12 protein-coding genes are annotated in these 13,425 nt (G+C 70.2%); 8 read left to right on the forward strand and 4 right to left on the reverse strand.

Annotation, left to right across the window (positions count from 1 at the left end; all coding sequences use genetic code 11):
* Positions 1-84: 84 nt before the first annotated feature.
* The 5 genes from BG418_RS37700 to BG418_RS37720 are packed head-to-tail and all read left to right on the forward strand — an operon-like array spanning position 85 to position 5,186.
* Positions 85-885 carry a toll/interleukin-1 receptor domain-containing protein gene (locus BG418_RS37700; RefSeq protein ID WP_188278587.1) on the forward strand — a complete coding sequence of 267 codons (801 nt, stop codon included), beginning with the start codon at positions 85-87 and terminating at the stop codon, positions 883-885.
* Positions 882-2,852 (forward strand): hypothetical protein, encoded by a 1,971-nt coding sequence (locus tag BG418_RS37705; RefSeq protein ID WP_188278588.1) that lies wholly within the window; start codon positions 882-884, stop codon positions 2,850-2,852. The genes BG418_RS37700 and BG418_RS37705 overlap by 4 nt, the downstream gene beginning before the upstream one ends.
* Positions 2,849-4,135, forward strand: coding sequence for a hypothetical protein (locus BG418_RS37710; RefSeq protein WP_188278589.1), 1,287 nt, complete (start codon positions 2,849-2,851; stop codon positions 4,133-4,135). Before BG418_RS37705 ends, BG418_RS37710 begins: the two co-directional genes overlap by 4 nt.
* The gene (locus BG418_RS37715) at positions 4,135-4,899 is read left to right on the forward strand and encodes a hypothetical protein (RefSeq protein WP_188278590.1); all 765 of its coding nucleotides are present in this window, start codon (positions 4,135-4,137) and stop codon (positions 4,897-4,899) included. The genes BG418_RS37710 and BG418_RS37715 overlap by 1 nt, the downstream gene beginning before the upstream one ends.
* Positions 4,896-5,186, forward strand: a complete 291-nt coding sequence (locus tag BG418_RS37720; protein ID WP_188278591.1) for a hypothetical protein — start codon at positions 4,896-4,898, stop codon at positions 5,184-5,186. Before BG418_RS37715 ends, BG418_RS37720 begins: the two co-directional genes overlap by 4 nt.
* A 61-nt stretch (positions 5,187-5,247) precedes the next feature.
* Here the strand turns inward: BG418_RS37720 and BG418_RS37725 are convergent, their stop codons facing one another.
* Positions 5,248-5,964, reverse strand: a complete 717-nt coding sequence (locus tag BG418_RS37725; protein ID WP_188278592.1) for an IclR family transcriptional regulator — start codon at positions 5,962-5,964, stop codon at positions 5,248-5,250.
* A gap of 344 nt (positions 5,965-6,308) precedes the next feature.
* Between BG418_RS37725 and BG418_RS37730 the strand changes: the two genes are divergently transcribed.
* Both BG418_RS37730 and BG418_RS37735 read left to right on the forward strand, forming a co-directional pair.
* Positions 6,309-6,557 carry a WhiB family transcriptional regulator gene (locus BG418_RS37730; protein WP_188278593.1) on the forward strand — a complete coding sequence of 83 codons (249 nt, stop codon included), beginning with the start codon at positions 6,309-6,311 and terminating at the stop codon, positions 6,555-6,557.
* Between the two features lie 269 nt (positions 6,558-6,826).
* A complete protein-coding gene (locus BG418_RS37735) occupies positions 6,827-8,455 on the forward strand; it encodes a GMC family oxidoreductase N-terminal domain-containing protein (RefSeq protein WP_317453887.1) in 1,629 nt (542 codons plus the stop codon).
* Between the two features lie 65 nt (positions 8,456-8,520).
* On the opposite strand, the gene BG418_RS37740 is transcribed toward BG418_RS37735, so the two are convergent.
* The 3 genes from BG418_RS37740 to BG418_RS37750 form a co-directional block, all read right to left on the reverse strand.
* Positions 8,521-9,495: an acyl-ACP desaturase gene (locus BG418_RS37740; protein WP_188278595.1), complete on the reverse strand. Its 975-nt coding sequence runs from the start codon at positions 9,493-9,495 to the stop codon at positions 8,521-8,523.
* Between the two features lie 235 nt (positions 9,496-9,730).
* Positions 9,731-11,341 carry an ABC-F family ATP-binding cassette domain-containing protein gene (locus BG418_RS37745; RefSeq protein WP_188278661.1) on the reverse strand — a complete coding sequence of 537 codons (1,611 nt, stop codon included), beginning with the start codon at positions 11,339-11,341 and terminating at the stop codon, positions 9,731-9,733.
* A gap of 310 nt (positions 11,342-11,651) precedes the next feature.
* On the reverse strand, positions 11,652-12,068 hold the full coding sequence (locus tag BG418_RS37750; RefSeq protein WP_223186008.1) for an SsgA family sporulation/cell division regulator: 417 nt from the start codon (positions 12,066-12,068) through the stop codon (positions 11,652-11,654).
* 246 nt (positions 12,069-12,314) lie between these two features.
* Between BG418_RS37750 and BG418_RS37755 the strand changes: the two genes are divergently transcribed.
* Positions 12,315-13,424 (forward strand): oxidoreductase, encoded by a 1,110-nt coding sequence (locus tag BG418_RS37755; RefSeq protein ID WP_188278596.1) that lies wholly within the window; start codon positions 12,315-12,317, stop codon positions 13,422-13,424.
* The last annotated feature ends 1 nt before the right edge of the window (position 13,425 follow it).

A 13,425-nucleotide genomic window follows, 5' to 3' on the forward strand; every position in this document is an offset into this window, starting at 1 on the left:
ACATGAACGGCGTGCTGCCTCGGGCTGCACACCCACGTCATCCTTCGGCGGCTCGTGCTGCCCATCTCCAGAGGAGACTGCACCATGCCTGTGATCTTCGTGAACTACCGTAGTGGAGACGAGGAGTTCACCGCCACTCTCGTGGAAAGAGAGCTGTCCCGGAGGTTCGGCGACGAGAAGGTCTTCCGCGCCAGCAAGTCGATCAGTCCGGGAAGCAAGTTCCCGCAGGAGATCCTCACCGCCGTACGGCGGTGCAGCGTACTGCTCGCAGTCATAGGTCCCCGCTGGCTCGCGGCCCGCTCCGCTGCCGGAGGCCCCGCTCTCGCGGATCCGGAGGACTGGATCCGCCGGGAGATCCTTGAGGCGTTCGACACCGGTGCTGTCGTCATCCCCGTACTCGTGGGCAAGGCCGAGAGGCTCAGGCGCGAGGAACTGCCCGCAGAGCTGGGGGAGTTGGTCGACTGCCAGTACCGCAGGCTCAACCATCGAAACGCGGAGTCCGATCTGTCGCGCCTGGCCGAGGATCTCGGGCGCATCGTTCCCGAACTGGGTGGCGCGGCAGCGTCCGACGGGCAACACGAGCAGTCCTCCCGCGAGGGCGGCCAGACGGGGAAGGACGCATCCCGCAAAGCCGCGCCGCAGAAGGTGGTCAACCGCAGCCAGCGCGGTGGCATCGGAAACGTGAACGGCGACTTCACGGGCACGTTCGTGAGCGAACCGCAGGGCCCCGTCCACACGGGCAGCGGCCACCTCTACCAAGCAGGCGAGCAGCATCTCTCGCCGCGGATCTCCGGCGACGGAATGCAGATCGGGTACGTCGGGGACAACCACGGCACCGTGAACCAGGAGCGGGGAGGCCCGCGCCCCTCGGACGGTGAGCGGTGACAGGTCACCGTACGACAGTCTCCGCCCCACGGGCGGGCGTTCACACCGGCAGCGGCGACCAGTTCAACTTCGTCACCTGGATGGTGGGTGCCAACGAGCACCTCTTCAGAGCGGGCACCACCCGTCTGACGCTCGTCCGCGAGCAGCGCCGTCGGCTCATCGGCTGCTTCGTGCCGCCCCAGCACTACGGGCGGGCCGCCGAACGGCTCGAACCGCGTGGCTCGGTGGTTCTGCTCGACGGTCCTCCAGGCCTCGGGAGGCGGGCCGCCGCGACCATGCTGCTGGAGGATGTGCCCACCGCCGCCAGGCCCGTCGAGGAACTCCCGCCGACCCGGGAGGAGGGCTCCTTCGAGGTCTCGACCGACGACCGCTATCTGCTGGACCTGTCGAGCGTCACCGACGGCGACTATCCCTCGGCGGAGCGCGCCCTGATCCAGTACCGGTCCGTCGTCGAGCAGGGCGATGCCCGCATGGCGGTCGTCCTCCCGGCCGGTCTGGGTTGGATGCTCCACGAAGATCTGTCGTCGCTCGTCGTGACGTTGGGACGCCCTCGTGGTCGTGCTGTCTTCATCCGGCACCTGCGCGCCCGTGAGGTGCCCTTCGGCGCCGACGACCTGGACACCGAGGAACTGCACCATCTGTTCGTCAGTGCCCCCATGCGGGAGCTTGCGCGGCTGGCCGAGCTGGTCGCCGAGGCGCGCGATACCAAGCGGTACGGCACAAGCTTTCGGACGTGGCGTGCCGAAGCCGTGGCCGCCGCAACCAACTGGTCCGAAGAGGTGGCGCGTCAACTTCGGGAACACCGCGGGGCGCACGAGCGTGCACTGCTGGTGGCGGCGGCGATGGTCAGCGACGCCCCGGCGGAGGCGGCCCTGAGAGGCGCGCAGCTGTTGCTCGACGTACTGGGGCACGAGAGCGACGACCCGGTCGGACTCGCTCGGGCCGACCTCGGTGAACAGCTCACGCAACTCGGCATCGAGCGCGGTGACGACGGACGGATCGTGTTTCGGCGGCTCGCTTACGACAGCGCCGTGAGAAGGCATTTCTGGACCAACTTTCCAGACCTGAGGCCTGCCTTCCGGGACTGGGTGGCCCGGTGCAACGAAATGCCCGAACTCAGGGCCAAGAGCCGTATGGACCTGATCGCGAGATTCGCGGAGCAGGCCATGGCGACTGGATGCCCGGACCATGTGTGCACCCTCGTCGAGGCCTGGACCCGGCAACAAGGCGGACGCTTCCGGGCCGAGGCGGCGGCAGCGCTCGAACTGGGCCTCAGCCACGAGCGGTTCGGCTCGTATTTCCGGTCACGTGCCTACGACTGGGCGACAGGCCGGATCTCTCCGGGCCTGGCGTCGGTTCTGACGGATGTGTGCCGACAGGTGATCGCGGCGACTCACCCCGAGCAGGCCGCGGTCCGTCTTCGGCACCTCGCTCTCCGCCAGACGGGGGCGGAACGTGTGGCGGCCCGTACGGCGCTGCTGGACCTCGCGCACACCAACCGACGCGTGTTCCGGCGGCTGGCCGACCGGATCGCCGGCCTTCCTTTGGCGGAAGGCGCCGACGAGCTGCTACTCGGCCTGCTAGACCCGGTCTCTCTGCGCATCGTGCCTCCGTACAAGGAGTTCGCGCTGGGGTGGCGGGCGCTGCTGATGGCGAGACCGGCAATGGAGTGGACACCGGTGCTGCACCGCTGGTTGGACACCCTGGCGCGCGGGCCCCTCGACCACCGCGTCGTCGGCTCGCTGATCGTCGCCGCCGCAGGGGACTACGGCGCACTGAACCGTCTCTACATAGCCGTCTGCGAATGGACCGTGCCCGCGCTGTCGGATGCCCCCGGCACGGCGCCCATACCGCCCGCAGCACGGCAGCGCGTCGGTGAACTGTTCTGCCGCGAGATCGACGTGCTGCTCGGGATGGGCTCCACGCACTCCGCGGCCGGTGCACAAGAGAGAGGAGAAGGGATATGACGTCCCGCCGCGTACCACGTCTGCTGCCCCTCGGCTTCATCGCCGGAATGCTCGCCGTCACGGCGCTGCTCGGCTGGCCCAACTGGATATGGTTCCCCCTCGTGGCGGTCGTGGCCGGCTCGCTGCTACTCGATATGTACGCCCGGAACGGCCGGGGGAGAGCCACCGCTGGTCGGGAAGAGGCCCCGGACACGCCGGAGTTCCCCATCGAGCCGCCGTACCTGGCGATACCGGTCATCGATGTGCCGGTCATCAGCGGCTTGGACGAGTATCCGTTCCTCTTCACCGCCACGGTCCGATGGCGGACCCGTACGGACCTGCTCACCACATCGCACGGCAACCCGGGGGCCCTGGCGGTGACTTCCGTCCTGCGGCGCGTCGAGCAGTACACGGCGGCCGAGCACCCCAGTCGAGCCGACTTCCTGCGCCACTGGCTGGAGGGACCGCTCGGACAGCCCGTTCAGGACGAGTCGGGCACCGTGACGGCCTACGCCACCGATGTACGCCTCCACTTGCGCCAGGGGGACCGGCGCCACCTGGAAGAGGTGGAGGAGCACAGGAGGAACGTCGGTTCCTGGGAGCAGCAGCGGGAGTACGAGCGCAGCCGCCGGGAGTACTTCGGTGAGGACGTGCTGCGATCGCCGGGCAGCGCCGTCGTGTGGTGGCTGTCCCGCCACGAGGACGAGATCGATCGTGCGACGGATCTGATAGGTCCACTGTCCTGTCTGTCGGCTGCCGCGAACGACGAGAAGATCCCGGATTCCTACCGTCATCTCATCGGTGGTCAGGCCTCGCCGGCCGGCGTCGCATGGCCGAACGGCATCGATCACGCGCGGGACGCTGATGCGGCCGCAGCCCACCAGGACCAGAACGCCCCGCCGCCGGACAGTCAGCCGCAGGTTCGGTATGAGCCAGTCTCCGCCCTGTTGGAGACGATGGGCATCGCCCGCGGATCGGAGGAACGAGCCTCGTTCGTCCATCGGCTCGCCCGCATGATGGAGGCTTCCGGACGACCGCAGGCGGCCGAACACCTGCGAGGCACCCTCGTCGACGAGGATGACGATGCCTTCAAGGGCGACGCCGAGAGAGGGCCGACGGGGGGCGGCATTCGACCCGAACCCGAAGAGCCCCGCACTCCGCAGCCCTCGGAACTCTGGCCGAACGCCGACAGCCCGCAAGGGGCGTGGTGGTCGACGCAGCCGCCGTCTCCCAACGGATCCGGTCCCGCACCCGGGGACTCGCACGGTTCGGCGCCGGCCGACGCCGAGGAGAGGGAACCGTGATGTCCCTCCTGCCGTACACCAATGTCTTCGCGTGCCTGGCGCACTGGGTGGAGACGTGCGCTCCAGCCGAGCGCCTCTGCCTCCACACTGGGAGTTGCGCCGAGGCATCGGCCGAGTCCTGCCTACCGCTCAGCGCGTTGTGGGCCACGATGAGGTACGAGGAACGGCGAAGTGCCAAGCGGGCTGAGCAGTGGCAGGCCATCGCCGAGCACCTGCACCACGAGGCGGAACAAGGCCTGGAAGGACCGTGGACCCTCATCGCCCTGTGGCTCCTCACCCCACGCTTGAAGGGAGTGGTGCGGACCGTCGTCGGCCGAACCGGCGCCGAGTCCGATGACGTCTGCTCGGAGGTACTGGCCGGCGCGATCCAGGGCATGGCGACGGTGCGAGCGGCGAACCCCGACCAGATCGAGGCCCATCTGGTCGACGCGGCTTATGCGGCCGGCCGCAAAACAGGCCGTCGGGCGCCGAACGAAGTGCCACAGGCGGAGATCGAGAACGGGATCTGTGTGCCAGTTCCCCACATGGCTGCCCCGCTCTTCATCGACGGCCAGGTGGTGCGAGTCGGGCCGATGTCGATGGCGCTCGCCCAACGGGCACACGGAGAGCGGATCGGAGCGTTGGCTCAGCGCCTCGGACTGCTGCAGCACGTCCGAGAGGTGCGTCGGCTGAGGAGGGCCGGCCTGACCCAGAAGCGGAGCGGGGACCGGTGCGGCACCGGACACCACCAGCGGAGCCTGTTCGAGATCGGAGAGGACGTATGAAACGGCATCGGGACGAGTCCGTACCCTTCTCCGCCGTTTTCGGTCTTCCTGCGGAAGTCGGGATGAGGGTCGCAGCAAAGGCGCTGAACGTGAGTCTGGGCACGGCGTACAAACAGGCAAGGCGCGGTGACTTCCCCTGCCGGCTGTGCAGGAGAGGACGGATCTACGTCGTGGCACTCCACGACCTGATGCGTGGCCTCGGCATCCAGGATGTCCGCGTGCGCTACGACGACATCGAAGAGGGAGCACGACTCGCCGCCGGCTACGGCGACTGTTCGAGGCAGTAGAGAAGTGGAGGATCCCCAGGTCGATGACCTGGGGATCCTCGGGAGCGTGGGAGGGCGGGGGCTACGGCGTCGGCAGGCGGCGTTCCGTCGGCGGTAGCAGGAGGATTTCCAGGGCCTGGGCGCAGGCTCGGGTGTGGGTGAGGAACCAGGGGAGGCGTTCGTCGGTGAGGAGGGTGGGGGCGGATCGCAGGGTGAGGGCGAAGCGGGCGTGGCCGGTTCGGTCCAGGATCGGGACGGCCAGTGTGCGGATGCCGGGGGGTGCGTCGCGTGCGTAACCGTGGGTGCGTATGGACGTGAACTCCTCGTCGAGCGGCGCCTGTTCGTCCGGGCGTGGCCAGGCCAGGAGCACCTTGCCGGGCGCCGTCGTACGCAGAGGGTGGCGCAGGGCGGACATCGGGGTGACCGGGCCGCCCGCGACGATCACCGCGTACGGGCCGCTGCGCAGGGCGAGGTCCGCGGCGGTGCCGGTCCGCGCGGCCAGGTCGGCCAGTTCCGGCGCGGCCAGATGCAGGCCGCGCTGGTGGTAGGCGAGGCGGCCGAGTTCCGTCATCGCGGGGCCGAGACGGTAGCGCGAGGTGCGTGCGTCCTGCTCCAGGAAACCCGCGGCCACGAGCGTACGGGCCAGTCGGTGCGCGGTGGAGACGGGTAAGCCGAGCCGTCGGGAGAGATCGGACGCGCTCAGGTCCGGGCCGTTGTCGTGGAAGGCGTGCAGCACCTCCAGGGCGCGCTGCACCGCCTGCGCGCCGGTCGGTGTGCGCACCGTGGTGGCCTCGGTCATGTCCGCTCCCCTGCCCGGGTCGTGATCGACTAAGGGCTCCACACTACGGCCGCCCCATCTGGTCGCTCCGGGCAACGGCCAATGCGGCCGGAAGCGCCCCGGAACCCGGCTGGAAGCGGTGGGAGGCGGCAGGCCGTAAGCGTTCCGGAACGACCCCCGGGCGCAAGAAGGGCCTGGACGCCGCCAGCTCATCGAGAGCGAGGCGCCGCATGCGGCATGAGGCGGTTCGACCAGCAGTAATCGGCCAAACACAGAGCCGCACCGAGTGATCGCTTGACGTCGACCGAATCCGACGTTCAACGATCATTGACCGGACGTTGATCCCGCCCCGCCAGGCTGTACGTATGTCGATCAACACCATCAACGCCGGGCCGGAACTCGCCTGGCAGGAGACCGCGTTGTGCGCCCAGGCCGGGCCCGAGTTCTTCTTCCCCGCCCCCGGCAGCTCGACGCGGGAGGCCAAACTGCTCTGCGGGAGCTGCGAGGGCCGACAGGCGTGCCTGGAGTACGCGCTGGCGAACGACGAGCGCTTCGGCGTCTGGGGCGGCCTCTCCGAGCAGGAGAGACTGCAGCTGCGGCGCAACCGGCGCTGAGAGGGTCCGAGCCACGAGCCCGGCCGTCTCAGGAATTGGCCGGGTTCCGCCGGCGGACGCGCGAGCCCGTTTCGGGGGCGGGCCGCGCGTCCGCATTCGGCATGTCCGGCCACGGAACGCCGCCCCCGCACCCCACCATGCCGATCATCCCGGCCAACCCTGCCCGCCCCGGCCCGTCGGCGCCCTGGCACTCCGTGCCATCCCCGGGCCATGCTGGATCGCGACCGGAACGAGCTCGAATGAGCAGTCGAGATCCAGGCCCTGGGGGCGTGTTGAGGACAGCGGACGGTACCGGAACCCATCGTCGCGGCGAGCGACGGACCACGTACTACGACTACATCGTCGTAGGAGCCGGCTCGGCCGGATGCGTGCTCGCCGCGCGGCTCTCCGAGGACCCCTCGGTGCGGGTCGCGCTCATCGAGTCCGGGCCACGCGACCGCAAGCCCGAGATCAGGATCCCCGCCGCCTTCCCCAAGCTCTTCAAGACGCCGTACGACTGGGACTTCAGCACGGCGAAGCAGGAGGCGCTGGGCGGCCGCGAGTTGTACTGGCCGCGCGGGCACACCCTCGGCGGCTCGTCCGCCATCAACGCGATGATGTGGATCCGCGGCCACCGCGACGACTACGACGCATGGGGCGCGGCGGCCGGGCCCGAGTGGACGCACGACCGGCTCGTCCCGTACTTCCGCCGCGCCGAACGCTGGACGGGACCCGCTCGCGCGGACTCGGTGTACGGCACGGACGGCCCGCTGTACATCGCACCGCCCCGCGACCCCAACCCCGTCACCGCGGCCTTCCTCGCCGCCTGCCGGGACACCGGTCTCACCGAGCTGCCCGAGCTGAACGCCCCCGACCACTCCGGCTACGCCCGTACACCCGTCAACCAGCGCAAGGGACGCCGCTGGAGCGCCGCAGACGGATATCTGAAACCCGCCGCCCGCCGCCCCAACCTCGACATCTACACCGAAGCACGCGTACGCAGGCTGGAGTTCGACGGCAACCGGGTCACCGGAGTCGTGGCCGACCGGGTCCCCGACATCCTCGGCGCCCGGCGCGAGGTCATCCTCAGCGCGGGCGCCATCGGCTCGCCGCAGCTGCTCATGCTCTCCGGCATCGGCGACCCGGAACGGCTGCGCGCGGCCGGTGTCGAGGTGCGCGTCGCGTCACCGGACGTCGGCCGCCACCTCCAGGACCACCTCTCGTACGCGGTGACCATGCGCTGCCCGCAGCCCGTCACGCTCACCGGCGCCGACACGCTGCCCAACATCGGCCGGTTCCTGCTGCGCGGCCGGGGACCGCTCACCTCGAATCTGGGGGAGGCGGTCGCGTTCGTGCGCACCCGGCCCGAACTGGACGCACCTGACATCGAGTTGGTCTTCGCCCCGGCACCGTTCGTGGACCACGGGCTCACCCCGCCGACCGAGCACGGCTTCACCATCGGAGTGGTCCTGCTCCAGCCCGCGAGCGAGGGCAGCATCGAGCTCGGCGGTACGGCGGTGACCACCCCGCCCCGGATCGACCCCGGATACCTCACGGCCGACGACGACCTGGGCCGGCTGATGGCGGGGGTGCGCAGGGCGGAGGAACTGCTCGGCGCCGCGGCCCTCGCGCCGTACACATCCGGGCCGCTGGCGCCCTACCCGGGCCGGGTCGACGACGAACAGCTCGCGGCGGCGGTGCGCGGCTCGGCCGAGTCGCTGTACCACCCGGTGGGCACCTGCCGGATGGGCGCCGACGACGGCTCGGTCACCGACCCCCGGCTGAGGGTCCGGGGAGTCGAGGGCCTGCGCGTCGTCGACGCCTCGGTCATGCCGCGCATCACCCGCGGCCATACGCACGCACCGACGGTGGCGCTGGCGGAGAAGGCGGCGGAACTGATCCGCGAGGACGCCCGCTAGGAGAGGCAGCCCGTCGGCCGCCCCGGAAGGGGACGCCCGCGAGCCGCCCCACACCGGCACACGGGTCACGCGCGGTCGCGCGCCTCCATGCGGGCCTTCCGCGCGGCCAGCTTCACGTCGAACTTGCTCGCCTCGGCGTCCAGCCCGCCCATGTACATGCCGAGTTCCTCCTGCGCCTTCAGACCCTCGGGGCCGAGCCCGTCGATCTCCAGGACCTTCAGGAAGCGCAGGACGGGCTGGAGCACGTCGTCGTGGTGGATCCGCAGGTTGTAGATCTCGCCGATCGCCATCTGGGCCGCCGCGCGCTCGAAGCCGGGCATGCCGTGGCCGGGCATCCGGAACCCGACGACGACATCGCGTACGGCCTGCATGGTCAGGTCCGGCGCGAGCTCGAAGGCGGCACCGAGCAGATTGCGGTAGAAGACCATGTGCAGGTTCTCGTCGGTCGCGATCCGCGCCAGCATGCGGTCGCAGACCGGGTCGCCCGACTGGTGGCCGGTGTTGCGGTGCGAGATACGGGTCGCGAGCTCCTGGAAGGCGACGTACGCGACCGAGTGCAGCATCGAGTGCCGGTTGTCGGACTCGAAGCCCTCCGACATGTGCGCCATCCGGAACTGCTCCAGCTTGTCCGGGTCGACGGCGCGCGAGGCCAGCAGGTAGTCGCGCATCACGATGCCGTGCCGGCCCTCCTCGGCGGTCCAGCGGTGCACCCAGGTGCCCCAGGCGCCGTCACGGCCGAAGAGGCTGGCGATCTCGTGGTGGTAGCTGGGGAGGTTGTCCTCGGTCAGCAGGTTCACCACGAGCGCGATCTTGCCTATGTCCGTGACCTTGGACTGCTGCGGCTCCCACGCCTCGCCGTCCTCGAAGAGCCCGGGGAAGTTCCGCGCGTCCGAGAACGGCACGTACTCGTGCGGCATCCAGTCCTTGGCGACCTTGAGATGCCGGTTGAGCTCCTTCTCGACAACCTCCTCCAGCGCGTACAGCAGTCGGGCATCGGTCCACGCTGCCGAACTGCCGAGGTGGGGAGAAGTGATCGTCACGGGTGCTCCAGGAGGGACGGGAAAGGGGACGGGCGTTACCTACGCCTACGTAGGTTACGAGACCGTAGGTTAAGCGCGGGGTAAGCCCTGGCCAAGTCCCGCCCTATTTCTGACTGACTACTCTCCGTTGTATGGGCAGGTCGGAGATCTGTCGCGGGGAGGAATGTCACCTACCGCTTGACCTCCGCGCAGGCTCCAAATCGACCTGCGCGGAGGTGAAGCAGACTGGGGCGCGTCAGCCCTGCTCGCGCACCTCCTCCGCCGTCGTGTCCGTGAGGTCGTCGGCGAGGTGGAGCCAGCGCGTGACCCCGATCGACTCCAGGAACGGGATGTCGTGGCTGGCCACGATCAACGTGCCCTCGAACGCGGACAGCGCGTCGGTGAGGCGGCGCACGCTCGCCATGTCCAGGTTGTTCGTCGGCTCGTCCAGCATCAGCAGCTGCGGCGCGGGCTCCGCGAGGAGCAGCGCGGCGAGCGAGGCCCGGAAGCGTTCACCGCCCGAGAGCGTTCCGGCCAGGTGGTCGGCCCGCGCGCCCTTGAACAGGAAGCGGGCGAGTCGTGCCCGGATCGCGTTCTCGGTGGCGCCCGGTGCGAACCGCGCCACGTTCTGCGCCACGCTCAGCTCGTCGTCCAGTACGTCCAGTCGCTGCGGCAGGAACCGCAGCGGCACATGCGCCACCGCCTCGCCCGCCGCCGGTTCCAGCTGCCCGGCGAGCGCGCGAAGAAGTGTGGTCTTGCCCGCGCCATTGCGGCCGACCAGCGCTATCCGCTCCGGGCCGTGGATGTCCAGGTCGCGCAACGCCTGCCCGGAGTACGGTAGTCGGAGGTCCCTGAGCGTCAGGACGGTCCGGCCCGGGTGGACCTTGGTGTACGGGAGCTCCACGCGGATCTCGTCGTCGTCCCGCACCGCGTCCGCCGCCTCGTTCAGCCGGTCCCGGGCCTGGGCGAGGCGTTCGGCCTGCAGGATGCGGTGCTTGCCCGCCGACACCTGGGCGTCGCTCTTGCGGCCGTTGGCGACGATCTTCGGCACCCGCTTGTTCTCGTAGCTCTTCTGGCCGAAGCGCTTGCGCCGCGCCAACTTGACGTTCGCGTCGGAGAGTTCGCGCTTCTGGCGCTGTACGTCGGCTTCGGCGACCCGGACCATACGCTCGGCCGCCTCCTGCTCGATGGCCAGCGCCTCCTCGTACGCCGAGAAGTTGCCGCCGTACCAGGCGACCTCGCCGTCGTGCAGATCGGCGATCTGGTCGACGCGTTCCAGCAGTTCACGGTCGTGGCTCACCACGACCATCACCTTGGGCCACGCCTCGACGGCCTCGTACAGCCGTCGGCGGGCGCTCAGGTCCAGGTTGTTGGTCGGCTCGTCGAGCAGCAGGACGTCCGGGCGGCGCAGCAGCAGCGCGGCCAGGCGCAGCAACACCGACTCGCCGCCGGAGAGTTCACCGATCGTGCGGTCGAGGCCGACCCCGTCGAGGCCGAGCTGGCCGAGCGCGGCCCGGGCCCGCTCCTCGACGTCCCAGTCGTCGCCGACGGCCGCGAAGTGCTCGTCGCGTACGTCGCCCGACTCGATGGCGTGCAGCGCGGCCCGGACCCGGTCGATGCCGAGGGCCTGGTCGACCCGCAGCCCGGTGGCCAGGGTCAGGTTCTGCGGCAGATAGCCGATCTCGCCCGCCGTGGAGATCCGGCCGTCGGTGGGCGTGAGTTCACCGGCCAGCAGGCGCAACAGCGTTGACTTTCCGGAGCCGTTGAGGCCGATCAGGCCGGTGCGGCCCGGGCCGACCGCCAGGTGGAAGCCGTCGAACAGGGTGGTGCCGTCGGGCCAGGTGAAGGAGAGGTCGGCACAGCCGATGTGCGTCGAGGACGCGGAGTAAGTAGACAAAATGTCTCCCGGTTGCGGGGAAGAGTGATTGAGGCAGTGCAACGGGGAACTGAGACACCGGTCAGGGCATGAAGAAGGCCCTGGTCGTGGCGGGACGGCTCGGAGGCATGGTCACACCGCGCGCGCTACACGGAAGGGTGCGCGAGACGGTGTCTCAGAAGCCTCAGACGAGCAACGTCCTACTCCGATCGACGACAACAGGGCCATGACGAACTTACGACAGGCGGTGGGCGGCCGCAAATGTTTTATTCGACGAGCTGATGGGACGCGCCGATACGCGTCAACAGGCGTCGCGCAGCAGCTCGGTGAGGTCTTCGTCCAGGTCCAGGTAGTGGTGCTCCTGGCCCACCGGGACCAGCAGTTGCGTGCGCTTGAGGAAGCGGCGCAGTTCGGACGTACGGATGTGCACCATCGCGGTGCCCTCCGCCGCGTGGAACTCCAGGACCGTACGGTCGAAGCCGTACGGCCGCACCCGCACGTCGCCCATCCCGGCCGACGTCTCCAGGCCCGCTTCGAGGAGCTCGCGGGCGAACGCCCAGGAGACCTCGACCCCTTCGAGCGTGGCGGGGGCGGGGAAGACCATCCGTACGGCGAACGGGTCCTCGCGGTCGTAGCCGAGCATCGCGGGGACGATCTGCACCCGGGGGTCGGACGCGATCAGGCGGGCCTCGACGGCTTGCTCGATGACAGTGGACAACGCCCTGCTCCCCTAACCTCACGACCGGGTACTTCTCTTCCTGCTGTTCACGAAGACGGCAGAAAACACCGTTGCGTGCACATCGACGAAGGGTGACCTGTGTCACCTGATCGCTACGTGCCCGTCACCTGCCGGTGCGTCACCGCCCGCCTTTACGGGGTGCTTAACGCGCTCCGGATTGATGGCGATACGGTCGAATTTCGCCCTCTGGACGGCACCTCGTCGGGCGGGCTAGCTTCCAGCGCCATGAGGCCCATGGGGAAGACGAGACGATTGCTGTCGGTGGGGCTGGGCGGGGTGGCCCTGGTGGCCGCGCTGACCGCGCCCGCCCACGCGCACGGCCACGACGACGCCGGCGGTGACGCCCACGGCGGCGCCCGCTCCGCGCCGAAGTGGCAGCTCACCGAGACCGGGACCGACGCCCGCTTCCGCGGACTGTCGGCGGTCAGCCGCACCACCGCGTGGGTGGCGGGATCCAAGGGGGCGGTGCTGCGGACCGTGGACGGCGGCCGCAGCTGGCGGAACGTCTCGCCGCCGGGCGCGGCCGAGCTGGAGTTCCGGGACGTACGGGCTTTCGACGCCCGGCGGGCCGTGGTGCTCGCCATCGGCGACGGCGAGGCGTCCCGCGTGTATCGGACCGAGGACGGCGGCGCCACCTGGACCGAGTCGTTCCGCAACACCGACCCCAAGGCGTTCTACGACTGCCTGACCTTCTTCGACCACCGCCACGGCCTGGCGGTCGGCGACCCGGTCGACGGCAAGTACCGCATCCTGTCCACCGCCGACGGCGGCCGCTCCTGGAAGGTGCTGCCGAGCGCCGGGATGCCGGCCGCCCAGCCCGGTGAGGCGGCCTTCGCGGCGAGCGGTCAGTGCCTGGTGAGCTCCGGGCCGCGCGACGCGTGGCTGGCGACCGGCGGCGGCGCCACCGCGCGCGTGCTGCACTCCGCCGACCGGGGCCTGACCTGGACGGCGGCCGAGTCGACGATCCCCGCGGGCGACCCGGCGCGTGGAGTCTTCGGGCTCGCCTTCCGCGACCGTACGCACGGGATCGCGGTCGGCGGCGACTACCGGGCCGGACAGCCCTCGCCCAGTGCGGCCGCCGTCACCGGCGACGGCGGGCGGGACTGGCGCCAGGCGACGGCCCCGGTCGCCGCCTACCGCTCGGGTGTCGCCTGGCTGCCGCACAGCCGCTCGGCCGCGCTCGCCGTCGGCCCCACCGGCACCGACCTGACCACGGACGGCGGCCGCACCTGGCGGACCGTCGACACCGGCTCGTACGACACCGTGGACTGCACCCCCGACGGCGGCTGCTGGGCCGCGGGCGAGAAGGGCCGGGTGGCGCGGCTGGCCCGCTGAG

Origin of the sequence: Streptomyces sp. CBMA152, from assembly GCF_014596475.1 — a bacterium.
GTDB lineage: Bacteria > Actinomycetota > Actinomycetes > Streptomycetales > Streptomycetaceae > Streptomyces.

Coding starts and splice junctions, on each gene's coding strand:
- BG418_RS37700 (WP_188278587.1), top strand. CDS start 85: ATGCCTGTGATCTTCGTGAACTACCGTAGTGGAGACGAGGAGTTCACC.
- BG418_RS37710 (WP_188278589.1), top strand. CDS start 2,849: ATGACGTCCCGCCGCGTACCACGTCTGCTGCCCCTCGGCTTCATCGCC.
- BG418_RS37715 (WP_188278590.1), top strand. CDS start 4,135: ATGTCCCTCCTGCCGTACACCAATGTCTTCGCGTGCCTGGCGCACTGG.
- BG418_RS37720 (WP_188278591.1), top strand. CDS start 4,896: ATGAAACGGCATCGGGACGAGTCCGTACCCTTCTCCGCCGTTTTCGGT.
- BG418_RS37725 (WP_188278592.1), bottom strand. CDS start 5,964: ATGACCGAGGCCACCACGGTGCGCACACCGACCGGCGCGCAGGCGGTG.
- BG418_RS37730 (WP_188278593.1), top strand. CDS start 6,309: ATGTCGATCAACACCATCAACGCCGGGCCGGAACTCGCCTGGCAGGAG.
- BG418_RS37755 (WP_188278596.1), top strand. CDS start 12,315: ATGAGGCCCATGGGGAAGACGAGACGATTGCTGTCGGTGGGGCTGGGC.